Source organism: Allobosea sp. LjRoot237, from assembly GCF_964253285.1.
GTDB lineage: Bacteria > Pseudomonadota > Alphaproteobacteria > Rhizobiales > Beijerinckiaceae > Allobosea.
Genome location: NZ_CAXUQP020000003.1, coordinates 40449 through 60831 on the forward strand (window position 1 = coordinate 40449; position 20383 = coordinate 60831).

A 20383-nucleotide genomic window follows, 5' to 3' on the forward strand; every position below is an offset into this window, starting at 1 on the left:
GGGTTGATAAGCGCGAGGCGCGGAATACTCGCGCGCGCCCTATCACGCCCGGGCTTTGCTGCAAAGCACAAGACGCTTCAGCCTTGCCCTGCGGAGAGCTCAGAGCGGTAGATCGGGCTCCGCTTCGCCCCGCTCTCGCTCTGCCACTTCTGACCGGGGCGGACGCTGCGCGGGCGTGCCGAGGCGGGCGAAACGCCAAATGATCTGCGGCGTCGCCACGGCGTCGAACTCGATGACGAGCTGCACGGTCTTGTGGCGGCCGTCAGCAGCGGCGAAGAAGATGCTCTCCTCGAGACCGACCCGCAGGCCGGAAGCCTCGAAAGCCCAGATCTCGCCCGAGGGCAGCGCCAGCAACGCTCCCTCGCCATCGCGGATCAGGCTCGGCTTGACGTTCGGGTGCAAGTGGAAGCGTGCGATCGCCGGCAAGCTCGCCAGCGCTGCCGGTGCGCTGAACGAATCCTCGCCGGCAAGCTGGCTCCCATTACGGGCAAGTAGCAGGCGGCGAGTATGGATGGTGCCGAAGGCGCGCCGGTAGCCGTCATGGCTTCCGACCCATTCGTGCCCATCCTCGTTGTCCTGGCGGGCGACGCGGACATCGGCCGGTCCGGCTGTGATCCGCCTTTCGCCGAGCACCAGCCCGAAGACCGCGCTGGAGCGGTCGTCCAGCGTGACGGTCGAATGGGCGGCGGTGGCGCGGGCGGCGAGCCTGAGCTCGGGAGTACCGAAGCGACTGGCGCCGCAATTCACCACGATGCGCTGCGAGCCGGTCGAGAGTTCGAAGCTGAGGCAGCCTGCATTGGCCTCGACCGAGTTCGCGCCGCGTGGCGGCGGCCCCGCTTCGACGACGACGATGCTGGTGCCGGCGCTCAGCCGATCGTAGCCGGAATAGGCGGCGTGCTCGATCGGCCTGGCGCGGACATCGTCATAGGCGGCCAGCGTCGCCATCAGGTCGGGAGGCGTCGCGCCCATGCCATTGAACAGAGCGAGCGCCCCGTCGCCGTGGCGGAACAGCTTGAGATGCGGCATCATCCGGTCGATCGCCATGATGATGGCGCGCGGCGCTTCGAGCCCGCGCGCTGTGAAGGTCTCGCGCAGGGGCAGGAGGTCGAGCAGCAAGTCGATGATGATGCGGGGATTGCGGCTGAGATGGCCGCCATCCGGCAGGATCTGCTGTTCCAATTCGTCGGAGAGTGCGATTTCGTAGCGGCGCAATCGCCGCTCCTGACCGTCGAGACAGATGGCGGCAAAGCAGATTGCGATCAGGCATTGCAGGCGCGCCGCGCCCTCAACAGCGCCAGCGAGCGCGAGCTGGAGCCGCTCGGCCGTCTGGGCGACATGGCGGATGAAGCGCTCGTAGAAGGCATGGTCGGCGCCTTCGAGCAGCAGCGGCGAATGCGACAGGAAAGACATCAGCCGCCGGGCGATCGCGGCCGGACGCCGCGCGATCTCGTCACGGTCATGCTGGCGGGCGATGAACTCGTCGACGAGGGCGCGGGCATTGGCGCGAGCGATCGCCGTATCGGCGGCGCGCAAATGGCGCAGCCAAACGAAGCTATGGAGCGCCTCCGCCCAGGCCTCGCTCGGTGGCGTGACCAGGAAGGGCGATTCGCCATGGCAGTTCACGGTGCGTCCGGCGAGGGCGAAGTAGCCGGCATAAATGTCGCTCGCCGTGGTCGGATCGGCGGTGCGCAGGTCGTGCGGGGCGAAGAGCAGGCGGCTGGAGCGGAGCCGTCCGAACGGCCAGAGCGCACGTTTCGCCCCGGCAATCTGGCCGCGCGTACGCCGCGCCGCCCTGCCGATGGCTGCTCGTGCCAGGCCTCCGCGCTCCGACCAGCCGCTCAATGAATTCCGCTGCCTCGCCGTCCCGCTACCGCCTCGGTGAGGCGAATCCCGATCAACTCATACCCTGTTCAGGCGACATGCGTAAAATCCCGCCCATCCCGAGAGACGCGGGGTCTCTCCGGCGAGCTGGTGCGGCAGCGTGCGCAATTCGCCTAGCGGCGTCAGCGCCTCGGCCTGGCCACCGATCTCGGCAGGCTCGATCGGGACACGCTCGAAGCCCGGCGTGCGCGCCAGGAAGGCCTCGATCTGCGCCTCGCCCTCTTCCGGCTCCAGCGAGCAAGTGCAGTAGATCAGGCGCCCGCCCGGCCGGGTGAGTCGTCCCGCCTGGTCGAGCAGCCGGGCCTGCAGGGCGGTGAGCTTGGCGATATCCTCGGGTCGCTTGGTCCAGGCGACGTCGGGGTGGCGCCGGATCGTGCCGGTGGCGCTGCACGGCGCATCGAGCAGGACGGCGTCGAACGGCTCCGTCTCGAAGGTCGAGGCGTCGGCGATGACGATCTCGGCTTCCAGCCCGAGCCGGTCGAGATTGGCCCGGAGCCGGCGTAGGCGTGGGCCGGAGCGGTCGACCGCAGTGACCTGCGCACCCAATTGCGCAAGCTGCACGGTCTTGCCGCCCGGCGCGGCGCAGAGATCGGCGACGCGATCGCCCGGCTCGATGCCGAGCAGGCGGGCTGGCAAGGCGGCCGCCGCGTCCTGCACCCACCACTGTCCCTCGGCGAAGCCCGGCAATCCGGTGACCGCCTCGCGCCCGCGCAGGCGTACCGAGCCGGTCGGCAGGACGATGCCGTCGAGTTTGGCGGCCCAGCCGTCCGGATCGGATTTCACGGTCAGGTCGAGCGGCGGCTCCTCGGCATGGGCGGCGGCGATCGCCGTGGCGACATCGGCGCCATAGGTCTTCGTCCAACTCTCGCGCAGCCAATCGGGCGTGTCGGCCAGCGGATCGAGATCGACGAGGATCGCCTCGCGCTCCCGCGCCAGCCGCCGCAGCACGGCATTGCCAAGCGAGGCGTAGCGCGAGGAGCGGGCGTCCTCGTGCAGCTGGCGGATCGCGAGGTCGACCGCCGCATGATCGGGTACGTCGAGAAAGAGCAACTGCGCGGCGGCCGCGACCATGATCGGCTCGAAGGGGCCGGATTTGCGCGGGCTGCCGCGCTCGAGCCGGGCGCCGACAACCTGGCGGATCGTGCCGAGGCGGCGGAAGGAGACCGTTGCGATCGCCCGCGCCAGACCGGCATCGGCCGGCTCCAGGCCAGCCGATACCGCCATGCGCTCGAAGGTCTCGTCGAGAGCGGTCCCGGCGCGCAGCACCTCGTCGATCAGCGTCGCCGCCAGACGGCGCGCCGCGAGACCAGGTACGTCGTCAGCCGGCGCGCGGTTTTCGTGGGAGCCTGCCATGTCAGCCCCAGGGCCCGGGCTCGCGCCCACCGGCGAAGGGGTTCTGGCTCGCGCTGCCGACGAAACCGCCACGGCCTGAGGCTGCGCCCATGGCGCGCGCCTGCTCCATCAATGCGGCGATGCGGTTGCCGGTGTCGGGATGTGTCGAGAACAATGAATCCATGCCGCGGCCAGAGAGTGGGTTGATGATGAACATGTGCGCCGTAGCAGGCTTCGCCTCCGCCGTCTCGTTCGGGATATGGGACACGCCGCCGGCGATCTTGGCGAGCGCGTCGGCGAGCGCCACCGGGTTGCCGCAGATTTCGCCGCCGATCCGGTCGGCCTCGTATTCGCGCGAGCGCGAGACCGCCATCTGGATGATGGTCGCGGCCAGCGGGGCGAGGATCATCAGGGCGATCTGCACGATGGCGTTGGGACGATTGTCGCGCGAGCCGAAGAACATGCCGAAGGAGGCGAGGGTCGAGATCGCGCCGGCCATCGTCGCCGTGACCGTCATGGTTAGCGTGTCGTGGTTCTTGATGTGGGCGAGCTCGTGCGCCATCACGCCGGCAAGCTCGTCATAGGACAGCGTGCGCATGATGCCGGTCGTGGCCGCGACCGCGGCGTTCTGCGGATTGCGGCCTGTGGCGAAGGCGTTCGGCTGATCCTCCTGGATGAGGTAGACGCGCGGCATCGGCATGTCGGCTCGCTGGGCAAGATCGCGAACCATCCGGTAGAGCTCGGGCGCGCTGCGCTCGTCGACCTCCTGGGCGTTGTAGGCGGACAGCGCCAGCCGGTCGGAGTTCCAGTAGCTGAACAGATTGGTCGCGACCGCGATGCCGAGCGCGATCAACATGCCGCCAGCACCGGCGAGCAGGTAGCCGACCACGCCGAACAGCGCGGTGAGCGCCGCCATCAGCATGCCGGTACGGGCATAGTTCATCGAGAACCCCTTCTTGCGTCGTCGTCTCGGCGCGGAAACCCTCGCCGGAGTGCAGTTTCGTCCCTATGTGGTGGGGACGATGCCGATCCTGCAAGAGAATGGCCGATCATGAGCGCGCAGACCAAGACGGACGAAGGCGGAGCGACTGCGGCCGTCAAGGCGTTGTCGCCGGCGGCCGAGCGCGCGCTCGCCGAAGCCGAGGCACGCCGCGCGGTGATCGACGCCAAGGCCGCCGAGCTCCGTCGCGAGAAGGAGGTCGCCGGCCGCGGCGGGCTTGAGCCGGTGCGCTATGACGATTGGGAAGTGAAGGGGATCGCCAGCGATTTCTGAGCTGCGCGGAGCTGATGGTTGCCAAGGGGGCCGCAGCCGGCCAAAGACGAGGCTGACAGTAACCGGCTTTGATCAGCATGAGTGACGAAAAACGCCTGGAAGCGCTGCGGCGGCTCCTGACCGAAGCGTACCAAAAGCTTGGACTGAAGCTCGGCTTCTCGCTCTGGGACGGCTCACGCGTCCCGGCGGACTGGCCGCAGGACAGGCTGATGATCGCGATCCGCGATGCCGGCGTCGTCGCGGCGCTGCTGCGCAAGCCGAAGCTCGACACGCTGCTGCATCTGCATGTCGCCGACCGTATTTCGATCGAGAACGGCTCGATCTTCGATCTCGCGGCGGCGCGCCCGGACGGCAAGGTCGGCAGGCTGGCGCGCGGCATCTCCAAGGCGACGGTGTTCGACGTGGTGCGCCGCTTCATCTTCGCGCCGGGCGCGGCGCCGCAGGCGATCGACCATCTCAAGGGCGACGAGATCGCCCGCGACGGCAAGCCTGCGACGAACAAGGCCAATATCGCGCATCATTACGACGTCTCGAACGCGTTCTACCGGCTCTTCCTCGATGAGCGCATGGTCTACACCTGCGCCTATTTCACCGAGGATCATCAGGATCTCGAGCGGGCGCAGACCGACAAGCTCGAGATGATCTGCCGCAAGCTGCGCCTGAAGCCGGGCGACAAGCTGCTCGACATCGGCTGCGGCTGGGGGGCGCTGGTCTGCTACGCCGCACAACATTACGGCGTCGAGGCGCATGGCGTGACCTTGGCGGAAGAGCAGCTCAAGCTGGCGCAGGAGAAGGTCGAGGCGCTCGGCCTCGCAGGCAAGGTCACGCTCCATCTCAAGGACTTCACCCAGATGGAGGGGGAATTCGACAAGATCTCCTCGATCGGCATGTTCGAGCATGTCGGCATCCGCAATCACCCGACCTATTTCCAGGCGGTGAACCGGCTGCTCAAGCCGCGTGGGCTCTATCTGCACCACTCGATCTCGCGGCGCGCCAAGAAGACCGAGCGGGCCTTCAACAAGATGCCGGCGGAGTATCGCGCCTTGGTGCGCTATATCTTCCCGGGTGGCGAGCTTGACCATCTCGGCATGTCGATCGCCAATCTCGAGCGCTACGGCTTCGAGGTGCACGATGTCGAGGGCTGGCGCGAGCACTATCAGCGCACGACGCGGCTATGGTTCGAGCGGCTGAACGCGAACAAGGCTGCGGCGGAAGCGGAAGTCGGGCCGGAGCGGACCCGGATGTGGCTGCTCTATCTCGCCGGCTGTTCGCTCGCCTTCGAGCGCGGCGGGGCACTGGTCAACCAGACGCTGGTCTCGAAGCGGCGCAAGGGGCCATCGGGCCTGCCGCTGACGCGGGCCGATCTTTATCGCTGAGCGCGGTTACGAAAGGCGCAGCGCGAGCCGGCGAGAGCTGAACATCACAGCATCGGCGCCTGCCTCGGCGCGGGCATAGTGCAGGGCATCGTCCCGGCTGCGGAAATAGCCACCGCCGCGGCCATGCGTCTCGACTGCGATCCAGTGGCCCTCGCGGTCACGCCCAATCTTGAAATGCGGACGGGCGGCTGAGGTGGCGGCGGCCGGCATGGCAGCCTCAAAAGAAGCCGATCGTGGTGGCAAGGGCGAGGCCCGCGCCGAAGACGATCGTCGAAGCGAAGGCTGCCTCGGCAACGGTGAAGAGCGTCTGAGCGTGGCCGGAGAGGACAGAGCGGGACAGCGTGAACATCGAAACCCCCAAGCGGATCGTGTGCTCCAGTCTTGGGTCGCTCAGCGCGCTTTTCGCTGCGGGTTCTGAAAATGCGAATGGCGCCCAAGGGGCGCCATGCAGGCTGTGCGCCGGGGGCGGAGCCTATTTCTTCACGAAGGCGTCGAGCTTGCCGTAATGTTCGGCCAGCAGATAGTAGAAGGTCAGGCGCGACTTGGTCTTGTCCGCCTTCATGTGATCGCAGGTGGCCTTGACCGTGGCGTCGAGGTCGGCGCTCTTCAGGCCGAGCTTCTTCTTCAGGAAGTTCTCGCGAACACGCTCAAGTTCGGCAGGGTCCGAGCAGGCGACATAGCGCGTATCGGGCTTGCTCATGACCAATGCGTAGGCCTTGCTCATGCCGGCGAAGGCGGCCTCGTTGAGAGGCTTCTTGGCGAACTTCTTGACGTCGGCGAGATGATCCATCGGGTACCCCTCTGAAGACATATCGGTTCGAAAGGCGCGCTGGACTCAGCGTTACGCCTTCGAAAACGATATCCGGCTTTTTTGTCGCAGGCGAGAGGCAGGCTTGCGAAAAATCCCGTCGATTATTCGGCGATTCCGCGTTGCATCCGCGAGATGGCAGGCCGGCGCCCAGAGTTGTTGAAGCCGGTGCCGATAAATGCTGCGATGCAGCAATTCGCCTGGAGGCCTTTCAGCCATGAAGCCGACCATCCTGATGGCGCCGCGCATGCCGGCGCGCCTCGTGGCGCGCCTGGAGGAGCGATACGAGGTGCTGGGGCCGATGACCCATTCCGCGCCGGACGCGCTGCCGCCTGGGGCGGACGCGGCGCGCGTGCTGTTGACGGTCGGCACCTGGAAAACCGACGCTGCCTTGATCGACGCCTTGCCCAGCCTCGGTCTCATCGCCTGCTACGGCACGGGCAATGAGGGCATCGAGCGGGCGGCTGCCAAGGCGCGCGATATCCTGGTCAGCAATGCGGCCGACGCCAACGCGACGAGCGTCGCCGAATTCGCGGTCGGGCTCATGCTGGCGAGCGCCCGCCAGATCGGTGCTGCCGAACGCTTCGTGCGGGCTGGCCGCTGGCAAGGCAATGCGATCGAGCGCATGGCGCATGTCCCGGGCCTGGCCGGGCGCAAGCTCGGCATTTTCGGGCTGGGCGCCATCGGCCAGCGCATCGCGGTGCGGGCAACGGCCTTCGACATGACGGTTGGCTATCATAACCGGTCGCCCCGGCCGGAGCTGCCCTATCAGTATCACGACAGCCTGCTCGGCCTCGCCGAATGGGCTGACGTCCTGATGGTCTCGGTCCGTGCGACCAGCGAGACGCAGCACGCGATCGATGCTGCGGTCCTGCGCGCACTCGGCCCGCACGGCCATCTCGTCAACATATCGCGTGGCATTGCGGTCGATGAAGCCGCGCTGATCGAGGCGCTTGAGAGTGGCACGATCGCGGGCGCGGCGCTCGACGTCTACGAGCACGAGCCTGTTGTTCCGGATCGGCTCAAGGCGTTGGAGAATGCGGTGCTGACGCCCCACATCGCGGCGAACGCAGAATCGGCGCAGATCGCCCAGCAGGAGCTGCTGCTCGCCAATCTCGAGGCGTTCTTCGCCGGCCGGCCGCTGCTGTCACCGGTCGCGATCTAGGCGATCGGCGCGGGAGGTTGGCCTCGCTCCGGTCGTCAGGGCGCGACGACGACCGGGGTGCCCATGCGGACGCGGGCGTAGAGGTCGATCACGTCGCTGTTGTGCATGCGGAAGCAGCCATAGGAGGCGGCGGTGCCGACCGAGCGCGGGTTGTTGGTGCCGTGGATGGCGTATTGGCCACCGGGGCCGAGGCCGATGACGCGCGCGCCCATCGGGTTGTTGGGAGCGCCGCCGGGGATGACGTCCGGCAGCCGCGGATTGTCGCGCTTGACCTCTGCCGGCGGGCTCCAGGCCGGATCGACCATGAGCTCCTCGACATATTTGACGCCGCGCCACTGCTTGCCGGCTTTGCCGACGGCGATGGTGTAGCGCAGGGCCTGCCCTGGCGCGGCGATGTAGTAGAGCTTCCGCTCGGCCGTCCGGATCAGGATGGTGCCGGGTTGGTAGCGATAATCGGGGAAGTCGACGACCTCGCGGGCCTGGGCGGGGCGCACCGCCAGCAGCATCAGCAGCGAGAGCGCTGCCGCGATGATCAGATCGATCGGTCCGTGCCGGCTCGCCATGGTCCTCTCCCTGCGTGTTCCAACGCTGCGGGTGGATTTGGGCGGTTGCCGGTGAATCGAGGGTTCAGCAGCATGGTGAACCCTCGATTCAGGATGAATCCGGGCTTAACCGACTGACCGGCTCAGGCGATGGCGCCGCCGATCGCAAGCGCAGCCAGCAACAGCGACAGCAGCGCGGCGAGGGCGAGATCAATCGGACCGTGCGGAATGCTCATGATGGAATCCTCCGGCACCGCTCGCGATCCGACATCCGGCGGCACCGGCATCGTCATGACGGACCAACCCGAGGCGGTCCATCGACAAGGGAAACTGGCATGAACGTGTCGTTAAGCACTCCGGTGGGGTTTACCGAAAGTGGTGCGGCGGGGCGGTTCAGGCTTTCTCGACGACGAGTGTCGCGCCGTCGACCCGTACAACGCGGATCTCGGTGCCGGCGAGCAGCTCGGGGCCGGTGATCCGCCAGGACGAATCGCCGACGCGGATGCGGCCTTCGCCGCCGGCCATGGTCGCCTCCAGCTTGAAGACCTTGCCGATCAGCTGGCGGCCGCGATCGTTCAGGCCCGAGGCGGCGTCGGGTTCATCGCTGCGCCGGCGCGTGATGGCGCGGCCGACAAGAACACTGGCGACGGCGAGCATCGCGAAGACCAGCAAGGCGCCCTGCCAGGCGATACCGGTGATGCCGACGACGATGCCGGTCAGCAGCGCGGCGAGGCCGAACCAGAGCAGGAAGACGCCCGGCGCCAGCATTTCGCCGCCGACCAGGGCGAGCCCGAGCACGACCCAGGCCCAGCCGCCGAGGGAGGCGAACCAGTCGAGCATGGTCAGCCCTCCACGGAACGGCCGGCCGCGGGAACCGAGCCGGCCCGCCGGCTCGCCACCGCGTCGTCGCCGAAGACGGCCTTGGTCAGCTGGGCGATGCCGCCGACGGTGCCGGCAAGTGCCGCAGCCTCGATCGGCACGATCACCACCTTGCTGTTGGGGGCGCTCGCCATCGCCTTCAGCGCATCGGTATAGCGCTCGGCGATCAGGAAATTGGCGGCTTGGATATCGCCGCGGCTGATCGCCTCGCTGACCATGGCGGTCGCCGCCGCTTCGGCCTGAGCCGAGCGTTCGCGTGCCTCGGCGTCGCGGAAGGCGGCTTCCCGCCGGCCCTCGGCGGCGAGAATCTGCGATTGCTTCAGACCTTCGGCCTTCAGGATCTCGGCCTGGCGCATGCCGTCCGCTTCAAGCACGGCGGCGCGCTTCTCGCGCTCGGCCTTCATCTGCCGGTTCATCGCGCCGACGATGTCGGCCGGCGGCAGGATATCGCGGATCTCGATGCGCGTGACCTTGACGCCCCAGGGCGAGGCTGCGGCGTCCATGACGCGCAAGAGCCGCTCGTTGATCTCGTCACGATGCGAGAGCAGCTGATCGAGGTCCATCGAGCCGACCACGGTGCGGATATTGGTCATGGTCAGCACCATCAGTGCCTGATCGAGCGCCGAGACCTCGTAGCGCGCCTTGGCTGCGTCGAGGATCTGGTAGAAGGCGGCCGCGTCGATGCGCACGCCGGCATTGTCCTTGGTGATCGCTTCCTGCGAGGGAATGTCGAGCACCTGCTCCATCACATTCACCTTGTGGCCGATCCGGTCGAAGAGCGGGATGATCAGCCCGAGGCCGGCACCGAGCGTGCGCGAATAGCGGCCGAAGCGCTCGACGGTGAAATTGTAGCCCTGCGGCACCGTGCGCACGCCGAGCGCGATCGCGATGACGATCGCGACGACCAGCATAATCAGGGCGACCGTGGCGATATCCAAACCTTGCGAGCCCATCTCATCCCTTCCCCAGCTTCGGCGTAGCCGCTGCTCATCATAGCGATGTTTGCGAAGCTCTGATGCAGGCTCGCCAAATGCCCGTCTCTCGTGTCAGCTCTCCAGATATTTGACCACCCGCCACATCATCTCGCCGACGGTGTTGCACTCCTCATCGTTGAGGACGCCCATCATCGCTTCGATCTTGTTGGTGTGGATCGCCAGCGCCTTGCGGGTCAGCGTCTCGCCTTCCAGTGTCAGCCAGAGCCGGCGCACGCGGCGGTCGGTGTCGTCGCTGCGGCGTTCGATCAGGCCGCGGCGCTCGAGCTCGGGCAGGAGCATGCTCATGGCGCTGCGGCCGACGAGCAGCTTTTCGGCCAGCGCCTGCTGGGTCAGCCCGGGAGTGCGGAAGACGTTGGCGAGCACGTCGTAATGGGCGAGTTGGATGCCGAGCGGGGCCAGCGCCTCGGAGAAAACCTTCTTCCAGAGCTGATGCATGCGCGCGACGGCGAGCCAGTTCTTGAAGCGTGGCAGCTCCCAAGGCAGCGCCGATCCGGCGGTGCCGGCCGGCTCATCTGTTGGAGCGGAAATCGGCTCTTGCATTTTGTTCATGGCTGAACATAATAGTTCAAGACTGAACGAACAGGGTTCTCGATCATGCCAAGCGCAGCCCTTCGCGTCATTCGTCCTCTCGTCCGCATCGGCAGCTTCATCGCTCCACGCACCGCAGGGCGCGCCGCCTTCAAACTCTTCTGCACGCCGCCGCGCCAGCCGGGTCCGCAGACCCGGACCGGCAAGGCGATCAGCGCCGCCCGCTCCCGACTCGCACCGGCCATCAAACAGGCGGTATCCTACCCGTGCGGGACGGTCAGCACCTATCTGTTCGAACCAGAGCCTCGCTTGCAAGATGACGGTGCGCCCGCGCCGACCGTGATCCTGCTCCATGGCTGGAACAGCGAGGCGGCATTCATGAGCGCTTTCGTCCGGCCGCTGCTGGCCCAGGGCTTCCGCGTCGTCGCCTATGACATGCCGGCGCATGGCACCTCGACCGGGGCCGAGCTCAACATTCCGCTCGGCGTCGCCGCACTTGCCGCCGTTGCCCGCGTCTTCGCGCCGGTGCATGCGATCGTCGCCCATTCCTTCGGCGGGGCGATCGCGCTCGCTGGCCTTGCCCGCAGCGTGCCGGGCCAGCCGCGGGTCAGGACGAACCGGCTCGCGCTGGTCGCAGCGCCATCCTCGGTCACGACGATCACCCGCAATTTCGGCGCGACGATCGGGCTCGGTCGTCGTGGCCAGGCGGCGTTGGAGCGCCACATCCACAGCGTCGCCGGCAATCCGGTCGAGGCGTTCGAGGGCCGCGAGCAACTTGCCGCGATCGGCCTGCCGACCCTGGTGATCCACGACCGGCAGGACCGCGAGCTCGATTTCCACCATGCGCAGGCGCTGGCATCTGCTGGGTCCTTCGTCGCCCTTCAAGAGACGAGCGGGCTCGGCCACCGGCGGATCTTGCAGGCGAAGCCGGTGGTCGAGGGCGTGACGGGGTTCGTGGTGGGGTAGGTTAGCCTCCGTTCCACTCTCGCCAGAATAGCGTCAGATCCATCTTCGTCTCAGGCTTCGAAATGCAGCTTTCCAAATGCTGCCCCATCACGCCGACGCCATTCTCGAGGTGGATGAAATTGGCCTCGTTGTTGAAATCGTCGACATAGGCGACGAGTGCTTCGAACTCTTCGACGGCTGCTGCTCTTAAGCCGCGATGTGCAGCAGCCTCCAAGCGCTCCCGATCACCTTCCGCGACGGACCAGCCGCGCTGCTCCGCTGTTTTCAAAGGGTTTGTATAGCCGCCGAACAGGCAAACTGCTTTCCAGTTTCCGGATAGTAGTTCCGAAAAATCGAGCGTCAGATCAGTGGCGGGGGAAAGCGCTCGGTCGAATTTGCGCACGCGCTCAAAGGCGCGAGCGATCTGTTCATAGTCGCGGCCAGATCGATCATACTCCGGTTTGAAACGCAGGTTACCTGCGAAATCGAGGGCCAAGAAGAGCAAGTACAACGCAACCAAACCGCCGGTAAGGTCACCCAGCGCTCTGAGCAAGAATCTCCCAGTCCGCTTGAAATGCGCTTGCCTCACATCCAGCCCATCAGCTCCCGGCGCACCACCGCCTCGATCACCTGCATGCCTTCCTCGGAATCGTTCAGGCAGGGCAGATAGGCGAACTTCTCGCCGCCATTGTGCAGGAAGATCTCGCGGTTCTCGACGTCGAGTTCTTCCAGCGTCTCCAGGCAATCGGCCGAGAAGCCGGGTGCGACGATGGCGAGCGATTTGGTGCCGCCCTGTGCCAGCGCCTTCACCGTCTCGTCGGTATAGGGCTGCAGCCATTCATCCGGCCCGAAGCGCGACTGGAAGGTCAAGCGGAAGCGCTCCTCGGACAGGCCGAGCTTCTCGCCCAGCAGCCGGGCGGTGACGGCGCACTGGCAGTAATAGGGATCGCCCTTGAGCAGGTATTCCTTGGGCATGCCGTGCAGCGAGCAGAGGATGACCTCCGGCTCGAAGGACAGCTTGCCGAGCGAGCTTCGGATCGAGGCGGCGAGCGCGTCGATATAGGTCGGGTCGTCATAGTAGGGGTGGGCGACTCGCACCGTCGGCTGCCAGCGCATCTGCATCAGGGCGCGAAACGCCTGGTCGCAGGCGGTCGCAGAGGTCGGCGCGGCGTATTGCGGATAGAGCGGCACCAGGAGGATACGGTCGCAGCCCTGGTCGAGCAGCGCCTTCAGCCGGCTCTTCACATCGGGCAGGCCGTAGCGCATCGCCCAGGCGACGACGATGCGCTCGCCGGCGTCGCCTTTTAGACGCTCGGCGAGTTTCTCGGTCTGCGAGCGCGTGATGGTCTTGAGCGGGCCCTCATTGCGCTCATTGTTCCAGATCGAGGCGTAATCCTTGCCCTTCCGGCTGGGGCGCGTCGACAGGATGATCAGGTTGAGAATCGGCCACCATTTCCAGCGCGGTTCCTCGATGACGCGGCGGTCGGAGAGGAACTCCTTGAGGTAGGCCCGCATCGGCCGGTAGCTCGTGCCCTCGGGCGTGCCGAGATTCATCAGCAGCACGCCGATACGGCCGCTTTTGATGGTTGTGTGGTCGGGCGGCAAACTCGGCTTGAGGCTCATCACATCCGCTTTCGTTCGGCTGTGATTTAGACGAGTTACGGTTTTCGTCCAGCCGGGCAGCAAGGGGTGCGACACTGCGTAAGCAGGTCTCGCAAGCCGGCAAGGCTCTTGCTAGTCTTTGTCGAAATCAAAACCGCAGGGGTTCGCGCCGATGACCAAGATGACCCGCCGCCACGCGCTTCGCGTCCTCGGCGCTCCCGCAGCCCTTGCCGCGACCGCGCCGGTCGCCAAGGCGCAGACGCCGGCTGCGAGCTTCACGCTGCTGCTCGTCAACGACATCTACAAGATGAGCGACGACAAGGGCAAAGGCGGCTTCGCCCGGGCCTCCGGCATCGCCAAGGCCGAGCGGGCGCGCGGCATGCCGGTGCTGTTCTGCCATGCCGGCGACTGCTATTCGCCCTCGCTGATGTCGGGCTTCGACCAGGGCGCCCATATCGTCGCGATGCAGAACAAGATGGGCATCGACGTCTTCGTGCCGGGCAATCACGAATTCGATTTCGGCAAGGAGAATTATCTCAAGCTCACCGCGGCCCAGGCCTACCCGACCTTCGCGGCGAACCTGCGCGACGCCGCCGGCAACCCGCTGCCAGGGCACAAGGATTCCCAGATCTTCGAGCTCGGCGGCATCAAGGTCGGCGTGATCGGCACGACCTTCGACCCGACGCCGCAGCTCTCCAACCCCGGCGATCTGAAATTCTCCTCGACCATGGAGGCGTTGCGGCGCGAGGCGCGCAAGCTCAAATCGGAGGGCGCCGACATCCTCGTCGGCGTGGTCCATGCCGACCGGGCGATGGACTACGAGATCGTGCGTTCGCGCGTGGTCGACATCCTGCTCACCGGCCACGACCACGACCTCGCCATCGCCTATGACGGCAAGGTGGTGATGGTCGAGTCGAACGAGGAGGGCAATTACGTCACCGCGATCGACATCGCCGCCAAGGCGACGGGCGAGGGCGCCAATCGCCGCGTCGAATGGACGCCGACCTTCCGCGTCAACGACAGCCGCGCCGCGACGCCCGATCCCGAGGTCGCCGCCATCGTCAAGGGCTATGAGAGCGAGCTCTCCAAGGAGCTCGACGTCGAGATCGCGACGCTTGGTTCTCCGCTCGATTCGCGCACCGCCATGATCCGCACTCAGGAAACCGCGATCGGCAACCTGATCGCCGATGCGATCAGGGCGGCGACCGGCGCGCAGCTCGCCATCACCAATGCCGGCGGCATCCGCGCCAACAAGCAGTATGCGCCCGGTCACAAGCTGACGCGCCGTGATGTGCTGAGCGAGATGCCATTCGGCAATGCCACCGTCATGGTCGAGATCACCGGCAAGGATGTGAAGGACGCGATCGAGAACGGTTTGCGCGACGCGCCGCAGGGCGCAGGGCGCTTTCCCGTGGTGTCGGGGCTCACCTTCGAGGCTGACCTGAAGCAGCCGCAGGGCTCGCGTGTCACCTCCGTGAAGGTCGACGGCAAGGAGATTGAACCGGCCGGCAAATACACGGTCGCCTCCAACAACTTCATGCTGTCGGGCGGCGACGGATATACCGCGCTCGGCCGCGGCAAGACGCTGATTGGCCTGACTGACGGCAAGCTGATGGCGAACGAGGTGATGGTCTATGTGCGCCGGCTCGGCACGGTCGAGGCCAAGGTCGAGGGCCGGGCTATCCTGAAGTGAGCGGCTTTTGCGAGGCGCTGGGCGCCTTCCTTGCTTCGCCAGCCTCCGCTTCGTGGCGCGATCTTTCCGTCTTCCGCGACGGCACGGTGGCGCATGTCTGCGCCGCCGTCGACGCCGAGCGCGCCGCTGGCCATGTCATCGCGCCGGCGCCGGAGCGCTTCCTGGCGGCACTGGCGCTGACTCCGCTCGATCAGGTCCGCGCCGTCATTCTCGGCCAGGATCCCTATCCGACGCCGGGCCATGCCAACGGCCTCGCCTTCTCCTATGTCGGGCCGCCGCCGCTGCCGCGCTCGCTGGTCAACATCTACAAGGAGCGGGCTGAGGATACGCGCCTCGCCGCGCCGGCCGGCGGCGACCTCTCGTCCTGGGCGAAGCAGGGCGTGCTGCTGCTGAACACGGCTCTGACGGTGCGCGAAGGCGCAACGCAGGCCGGATCGCATCTCAAGCTTGGCTGGCGGATGGTAACGGACGAGATTCTGTCGGCCGTCTCGCAGCGGCGGCCGCATGTCGTGTTCATGCTCTGGGGCGCGCCGGCGCAGGCCAAGCGCGCGCTGATCGACGAGCACAAGCATCTCGTCATCGCCAGTGCCCATCCCTCGCCGCTCTCGGCGCGGCGCGGCTTCTTCGGCTCGAAGCCGTTCAGCCAGGCGAATGAGTGGCTCACGGCGAAGGGGCAGCAGGCCATCGACTGGTAGGCGCGGGATCCCCTCTCCTGGAAGGAGAGGGGTAGGGGTGAGGTGTTCGGGAGCTGAATCGTTGGCCTGAGCCCAAACGCGCGGTCGGCGCTCGCGGAACTGGTCCAACCGCCTACACCTCACCCTGCCCTCTCCTTCCAGGAGAGGGTTCCCCACGCTCTTTCCGGTGAGGGCGGGCTACCCCACCGGCCGCTCGTCGGCGATGACCTTGCCGTCGTTCGGCAGGGCGCCGAGCGGCAGCACCTCGACCGCGCCTTTCAGCTTGGTGACCTGCTGCAAGGTCGACGACACTGCGTCGACGAAGCCGTTCGGCTCGGCATAGATCTCCGCCTTCAGCGTCATCGTATCGAGCTCGTTGGCGCGGCCGATGACAAGGCGCAGTTTGGCGATCTCGGCATGGCGGCGGGCGATCTCGGCGACCTGCTCGGGCCGCACGAACATGCCCTTGACCTTGGCCGTCTGGTCGGCGCGGCCGAGCCAGCCCTTGATCCGCTGATTGGTGCGGCCGCTGGCGCTGACCCCCGGTAGGATCGCGGTCAAATCGCCGACGGCGAGGCGGATCTGCGGGTGATGCGGGTCGAGATTGGTGACCACGATCTCGCCGACTTCGCCCTCGGTGACGGGGTCGCCGGTACCGGGCCGGACGATCTCGACAATCAGGTTCTCGTTCAGGATCATGCCGTCGCGCGCGCTGGTCTCATAGGCGATCAGGCCGATATCGGCGGTGGCGTATAGCTGGTAGGCGTCGATGCCGCGCTCACGCACCCAGGCCTGCAGAGAGGGCGGGAAGGCGGCGCCCGAGACGATGGCGCGCTTCAGGCAGGAGGTGTCGACGCCGCGGCTGTCGGCCGCCTCGATCAGGAGCTTGAGGAAATCAGGCGTGCCGGTATAGGCGCTCGGCTGGTACGCACCGATCACCTCCATCTGCTGCTCGGTATTGCCGGGGCCGGCCGGGATCACGGCGCAGCCGATGGCCCGCGCGGCCGAATCCATGATGAAGCCGCCGGGCGTCAGATGGTAGCCGAAGGTGTTGAGCACGACGGCTCCCTTGCGGAAACCGGCGGCGTAAAGGCCCCGGGCCGTGCCCCAGGGATCGCTGCCGGTGCCTTCCGGCTCGAAGATCGGGCCGGGCGAGGTGAAGAGCCGGCCGAAGGAGCCGAGCGGCGCGGTGGCGAGACCGCCGAAGGGCGGATTGTCCCGGTGCAGCGCCGGCAGGTCGGCCTTGCGCAGCACCGGGAGCTTGGCGAGTGCGGCGCGGTCGGTGATCCCGGCTGGATCGACGCCCTTCAGATGCGCGGCATAGCCCGGCGTCGCCAAAGCGGCAGCGAGGACGGCCGGCAGCCTGGTGAAAAGGTCAGCCTCGCGCTGCGCAGGCGACCGGGTCTCGAGATCATCGTAGTGCTGGTTCATCGCTCGTGCCCCGGTACGAACCTATCGGCGCAGAATGCGCAGGAAATTGAGCAGCCCCATCAGCGACGCCGCGACATAGGTCATCGCCGCGGCTCGCAGCACGCCGCGTGCGGCGGGCATGTCGTCGGGGTGCAGGTAGTTGTCGTGCTGCAGGATCGGCAGCGCCTTGCCGAAGCTGGCGTCGAACTCGACCGGCAGCGTGACGAGATGGACGACGAGGCCGATGCCGAGCAAAGCGAGCGCGGCGCCGAACTGGAACAGGCCGACCGCTGGCACGCGGGTCAGGATCATCACCACGGGAGCGGTGATCAGGACCACCATCGCGACCTTGTCGACCATGCCGAGGAAGCGGGCCAGTCCGGTGCGGATGTTGAAGAGCCGGCTGCCCTGCGCATGCTGGACGGCGTGGGCGACCTCATGGGCTGCGACCGCGACGGCGGTGATCGAGCGGCCGTCATGATTCCTCGGCGACAGCCGCACAGCGCGCGCGCCCGGATCATAGTGGTCGCCGCCGGCGGCGGTGGTCTCGACCGCGACCGAGTCCAGGCCGAAGCGGTCGAGCAGATGGCGCGCGAGCTCGCCCCCGGTGCCGGGCAGATCGGGCCTGTCTGCGGCGTGCCTATCCATTTCGTAGCGGACCCAGAATTGCGGACCGAAGATCAGGGCGGCGAAGAGGAGGGCGATGACGAGATAGAGCATGAGCCTGAAATGCCCTGGCGAAGCGGGCCGGACTATGACAGCCAGCGCTTGCGGCGCTTGTAGCTCTTGACCTCGCGGAAGGACTTCTTGTTGCCCTCGGCGACGCCGAGATAGAATTCCTTCACGTCCTCGTTCTCGCGCAGCATCTTCGCCTCGCCGTCCATGACGACGCGGCCGGTCTCCATGATGTAACCATAGGTTGCGTAGCGCAGGGCCATGTTGGTGTTCTGCTCGGCGATCAGGAAGGAGACGCCCTCGCTGTCGTTGAGCCGGCGGACGATCTCGAAGATCTCCTCGACGATCTGTGGCGCCAGCCCCATGGAGGGCTCGTCGAGCAGGATCATCTTGGGCTTCGACATCATGGCGCGGCCGACCGCGCACATCTGCTGCTCGCCGCCGGATGTGTAGCCGGCCTGCGAGTTGCGGCGCTGCTTCAGGCGTGGGAAGAGCTCGTAGATCTTCTCGAGGTCGCGCTTGATCGCGGCGTTGCCGTCGCGGCGGGTGAAGGCGCCGGTCAACAAATTCTCCTCGATCGAGAGATGGCCGAAGCAGTGCCGGCCCTCCATCACCTGGATGCAGCCGCGCCGGACGAGCTCGCTCGGCGACATCTTGTCGACGCGCTCGCCGTCGAAGACGATCGAGCCCTTGGTGACCTCGCCGCGCTCGGCCTTGAGCAGATTGGAGATCGCTTTCAGCGTCGTGGTCTTGCCGGCGCCGTTGGCCCCGAGAATCGCGACGATGCCCTTGCGCGGCACGGTCAGCGAGACGCCCTTCAGCACCAGGATGACGTGATCGTAGATCACCTCGATATTGTTCAGCGACAGGATGGTGTCCGTCGCTGCAGCGGCTGTGGGCTTTTCGAGGGTGGCGGTCGACATCGCGGCTCCTCCCCTTCTCCCCTTGCGGGAGAAGGTGGCGCGCAGCGCCGGATGAGGGGTCGCGCTGCCGGTTGGGGTTGCTTCGGAGAGCCGCATCCGTCGACAGGACGGCGCGACCCCTCATCCGTCTCGGCTTCGCCGAGCCACCTTCTCCCGCATCAAAGTCGGGTGTTGCCGACTTTGACACTTTGGATTGCCCATCTCGGGCAAGCCCGAGATGGGTGGGAGAAGGGAAGCCCGGCACTCCGCCGTCAGATCAGGACGACTTCTCGCAAGACTCGGTCCGCTTCGGCCAGTTGCCGGCCTTCTCGGCATAGTCCTTGGCGTTGGCCTCGATCAGCGGCCGGACTTCGTCCTTCATCGGCTCGATCCAATCGCCCTTCTGCGTCCACTTGGTGCCATCCCACTCGGCGACATAGACCTTGTTGTGGCCGTTGTGATCGCCGCAGGCCACCTTCACCGGTGATCCGAAGCCCTCCATGCCGAGCTCCTTCAAGCGCGCCTCGCTGACGTTCAGGGTCTCCAGGCCGCGGCGCATGTCCTCGCCGGTGATCACCTTCTTGCCGGTGATCTTCTGGGCATTGCGGATTGCCTCGGCCAGCAGCATCGAGTTGTAGACGCCGCGATTGTAGAGGTTCTCGCCGACCTTCTCCTTCAGCGCCAGGCTCTTACCCTTGTCCACGACATGTTTTACGATGTCCTGGATGACCGGGAAATTGGTGCCGGCCGCGTTGAAGTTCAGCGACTTGTAGCCCTTGGCCTCCGGCCCGCCGGCGCGCGCGTCGTCGTCGCCGCCTGCCCACCAGACGCCGACCAGCTTGCCGATCGGGAAGTTGTTCTTGATGGCTTCCTTGACCGCGGTCGGGTTCATCGCGCCCCAGCCCTGGTTGTAGAGATAATCCGGACGGTCGCGGCGGATCGAGAGCCAGAGCGAGCCCTGGTTCTGCATGTCGGCGGCGGCGACGGGGTAGATCTTGAGCTCGAAGCCGTATTTCTTGGCGAGGCTCTCGAGCACCGGAATGGGCTCCTTGCCGAAGGGCGCGTCGAGATGGATCAGGCCGAGCTTCTTGCCCTTGAGCTTGTCCATGCCGCCGAGCTCGGCCGCCATGTGCTTGACCATGACGGAGGCGCCGTCCCAATAGGTCACCGGCGGGTTGAAGACCCAAGGGAAGAGGTTGCCGTCGGCCGAGGCCGAGAGGCCATAGGCCATGGACAGGATCGGGATCTTGTCGATATGGGCGCGTGGAATCGCGGCCAGCGTCGCGCCAGTTGACCACGGGCTGTAGACGATCGTGTTCTTCGATTTCGCCTGCTCGTAGCACTCGATCGACTTCTTGGTATCGTAACCGGTCTCGCACTCCTCGAAGTTGATCCTCACGCCACCGATACCGCCGTCGCGTTCGTTGAGCATGGTGAAGTAGTCGCGCATGCCGTCGCCGATCGGGATGCCCGAGCCGGAGAACGGGCCGGTGCGATAGGCGTTGTTGGCGACATAGATGCTGTCTTGCGCATGAGCCGGCGCTGTGATCGCGCCGGCGGCGAGGAGCGCGCTGAGGGCGACGCTCCTGATGATGCTGCTCTTCTTCATTGCTTCCTCCGTTGGTTTCAGTCGGATGCGGCCGGGCCGCCCCGTCTTGCTGCCTGCGGCTTCAAGGTTTGCCGCAGGTCGTTTCCTTTGGACC

The 20383-nt window shown here is 66.5% G+C and carries 23 protein-coding genes; 6 read left to right on the forward strand and 17 right to left on the reverse strand.

What is annotated here, in order from left to right:
• Window positions 1-99: 99 nt before the first annotated feature.
• From ACSQ24_RS28865 to htpX, 3 genes are read right to left on the reverse strand one after another with little or no spacing between them, the layout of a single operon-like run.
• Entirely contained in the window at window positions 100-1842 is a 1743-nt protein-coding gene (locus ACSQ24_RS28865) for a heparinase II/III family protein (protein WP_436098231.1), read from the reverse strand.
• Window positions 1843-1899: 57 nt separating this feature from the next.
• Complete coding sequence (locus ACSQ24_RS28870; RefSeq protein WP_436098232.1) at window positions 1900-3234, reverse strand: RsmB/NOP family class I SAM-dependent RNA methyltransferase; 1335 nt, start codon at window positions 3232-3234, stop codon at window positions 1900-1902.
• 1 nt (window position 3235) lies between these two features.
• Entirely contained in the window at window positions 3236-4156 is a 921-nt protein-coding gene (gene htpX / locus ACSQ24_RS28875; protein ID WP_436098233.1) for a zinc metalloprotease HtpX, read from the reverse strand.
• Between the two features lie 108 nt (window positions 4157-4264).
• Between htpX and ACSQ24_RS28880 the strand changes: the two genes are divergently transcribed.
• Together ACSQ24_RS28880 and ACSQ24_RS28885 are read left to right on the forward strand one after the other, a co-directional pair.
• Entirely contained in the window at window positions 4265-4486 is a 222-nt protein-coding gene (locus ACSQ24_RS28880; protein ID WP_436098234.1) for a DUF1674 domain-containing protein, read from the forward strand.
• A gap of 77 nt (window positions 4487-4563) precedes the next feature.
• Window positions 4564-5862 carry a class I SAM-dependent methyltransferase gene (locus ACSQ24_RS28885; RefSeq protein WP_436098235.1) on the forward strand — a complete coding sequence of 433 codons (1299 nt, stop codon included), beginning with the start codon at window positions 4564-4566 and terminating at the stop codon, window positions 5860-5862.
• A 6-nt stretch (window positions 5863-5868) separates the two neighbouring features.
• On the opposite strand, the gene ACSQ24_RS28890 is transcribed toward ACSQ24_RS28885, so the two are convergent.
• From ACSQ24_RS28890 to ACSQ24_RS28900, 3 genes are all read right to left on the reverse strand, one after another.
• Window positions 5869-6072 (reverse strand): hypothetical protein, encoded by a 204-nt coding sequence (locus tag ACSQ24_RS28890; protein WP_436098236.1) that lies wholly within the window; start codon window positions 6070-6072, stop codon window positions 5869-5871.
• Window positions 6073-6079: 7 nt separating this feature from the next.
• On the reverse strand, window positions 6080-6211 hold the full coding sequence (locus tag ACSQ24_RS28895; RefSeq protein WP_436098237.1) for a hypothetical protein: 132 nt from the start codon (window positions 6209-6211) through the stop codon (window positions 6080-6082).
• Window positions 6212-6334: 123 nt separating this feature from the next.
• Window positions 6335-6652, reverse strand: coding sequence for a DUF2853 family protein (locus tag ACSQ24_RS28900; protein ID WP_210208378.1), 318 nt, complete (start codon window positions 6650-6652; stop codon window positions 6335-6337).
• A gap of 235 nt (window positions 6653-6887) precedes the next feature.
• On the opposite strand from ACSQ24_RS28900, the gene ACSQ24_RS28905 reads away from it, so the two are divergent.
• On the forward strand, window positions 6888-7835 hold the full coding sequence (locus tag ACSQ24_RS28905; RefSeq protein WP_436098238.1) for a 2-hydroxyacid dehydrogenase: 948 nt from the start codon (window positions 6888-6890) through the stop codon (window positions 7833-7835).
• A 35-nt stretch (window positions 7836-7870) separates the two neighbouring features.
• Here the strand turns inward: ACSQ24_RS28905 and ACSQ24_RS28910 are convergent, their stop codons facing one another.
• The 5 genes from ACSQ24_RS28910 to ACSQ24_RS28930 form a co-directional block, all read right to left on the reverse strand.
• Window positions 7871-8398: a L,D-transpeptidase gene (locus ACSQ24_RS28910; protein WP_436098239.1), complete on the reverse strand. Its 528-nt coding sequence runs from the start codon at window positions 8396-8398 to the stop codon at window positions 7871-7873.
• A gap of 122 nt (window positions 8399-8520) precedes the next feature.
• Window positions 8521-8670 (reverse strand): hypothetical protein, encoded by a 150-nt coding sequence (locus tag ACSQ24_RS28915; protein WP_436098240.1) that lies wholly within the window; start codon window positions 8668-8670, stop codon window positions 8521-8523.
• Between the two features lie 100 nt (window positions 8671-8770).
• Entirely contained in the window at window positions 8771-9217 is a 447-nt protein-coding gene (locus ACSQ24_RS28920; RefSeq protein ID WP_436098241.1) for an NfeD family protein, read from the reverse strand.
• 2 nt (window positions 9218-9219) lie between these two features.
• Entirely contained in the window at window positions 9220-10209 is a 990-nt protein-coding gene (locus ACSQ24_RS28925) for an SPFH domain-containing protein (RefSeq protein ID WP_436098242.1), read from the reverse strand.
• Window positions 10210-10302: 93 nt separating this feature from the next.
• Entirely contained in the window at window positions 10303-10800 is a 498-nt protein-coding gene (locus ACSQ24_RS28930; RefSeq protein ID WP_436098243.1) for a MarR family winged helix-turn-helix transcriptional regulator, read from the reverse strand.
• A gap of 45 nt (window positions 10801-10845) precedes the next feature.
• On the opposite strand from ACSQ24_RS28930, the gene ACSQ24_RS28935 reads away from it, so the two are divergent.
• Window positions 10846-11745, forward strand: a complete 900-nt coding sequence (locus ACSQ24_RS28935; protein WP_436098244.1) for an alpha/beta fold hydrolase — start codon at window positions 10846-10848, stop codon at window positions 11743-11745.
• A 1-nt stretch (window position 11746) separates the two neighbouring features.
• Here the strand turns inward: ACSQ24_RS28935 and ACSQ24_RS28940 are convergent, their stop codons facing one another.
• Window positions 11747-12277: a hypothetical protein gene (locus tag ACSQ24_RS28940; RefSeq protein ID WP_436098245.1), complete on the reverse strand. Its 531-nt coding sequence runs from the start codon at window positions 12275-12277 to the stop codon at window positions 11747-11749.
• Window positions 12278-12309: 32 nt separating this feature from the next.
• Window positions 12310-13347, reverse strand: a complete 1038-nt coding sequence (hemH, locus tag ACSQ24_RS28945) for a ferrochelatase (RefSeq protein WP_436098246.1) — start codon at window positions 13345-13347, stop codon at window positions 12310-12312.
• 151 nt (window positions 13348-13498) lie between these two features.
• On the opposite strand from hemH, the gene ACSQ24_RS28950 reads away from it, so the two are divergent.
• Window positions 13499-15019 carry a bifunctional metallophosphatase/5'-nucleotidase gene (locus tag ACSQ24_RS28950; RefSeq protein ID WP_436098247.1) on the forward strand — a complete coding sequence of 507 codons (1521 nt, stop codon included), beginning with the start codon at window positions 13499-13501 and terminating at the stop codon, window positions 15017-15019.
• Window positions 15016-15714 (forward strand): uracil-DNA glycosylase, encoded by a 699-nt coding sequence (ung, locus tag ACSQ24_RS28955; protein WP_436098248.1) that lies wholly within the window; start codon window positions 15016-15018, stop codon window positions 15712-15714. Before ACSQ24_RS28950 ends, ung begins: the two co-directional genes overlap by 4 nt.
• A 177-nt stretch (window positions 15715-15891) precedes the next feature.
• On the opposite strand, the gene ACSQ24_RS28960 is transcribed toward ung, so the two are convergent.
• The 4 genes from ACSQ24_RS28960 to ACSQ24_RS28975 form a co-directional block, all read right to left on the reverse strand.
• The gene (locus tag ACSQ24_RS28960; protein WP_436098249.1) at window positions 15892-17124 is read right to left on the reverse strand and encodes a phenylacetate--CoA ligase family protein; all 1233 of its coding nucleotides are present in this window, start codon (window positions 17122-17124) and stop codon (window positions 15892-15894) included.
• A gap of 21 nt (window positions 17125-17145) precedes the next feature.
• Window positions 17146-17823 (reverse strand): zinc metallopeptidase, encoded by a 678-nt coding sequence (locus tag ACSQ24_RS28965; RefSeq protein ID WP_436098250.1) that lies wholly within the window; start codon window positions 17821-17823, stop codon window positions 17146-17148.
• Window positions 17824-17855: 32 nt separating this feature from the next.
• Window positions 17856-18701 (reverse strand): ABC transporter ATP-binding protein, encoded by an 846-nt coding sequence (locus tag ACSQ24_RS28970; protein WP_436098251.1) that lies wholly within the window; start codon window positions 18699-18701, stop codon window positions 17856-17858.
• A 256-nt stretch (window positions 18702-18957) separates the two neighbouring features.
• A complete protein-coding gene (locus ACSQ24_RS28975) occupies window positions 18958-20289 on the reverse strand; it encodes an ABC transporter substrate-binding protein (RefSeq protein ID WP_436098252.1) in 1332 nt (443 codons plus the stop codon).
• Window positions 20290-20383: the final 94 nt, after the last annotated feature.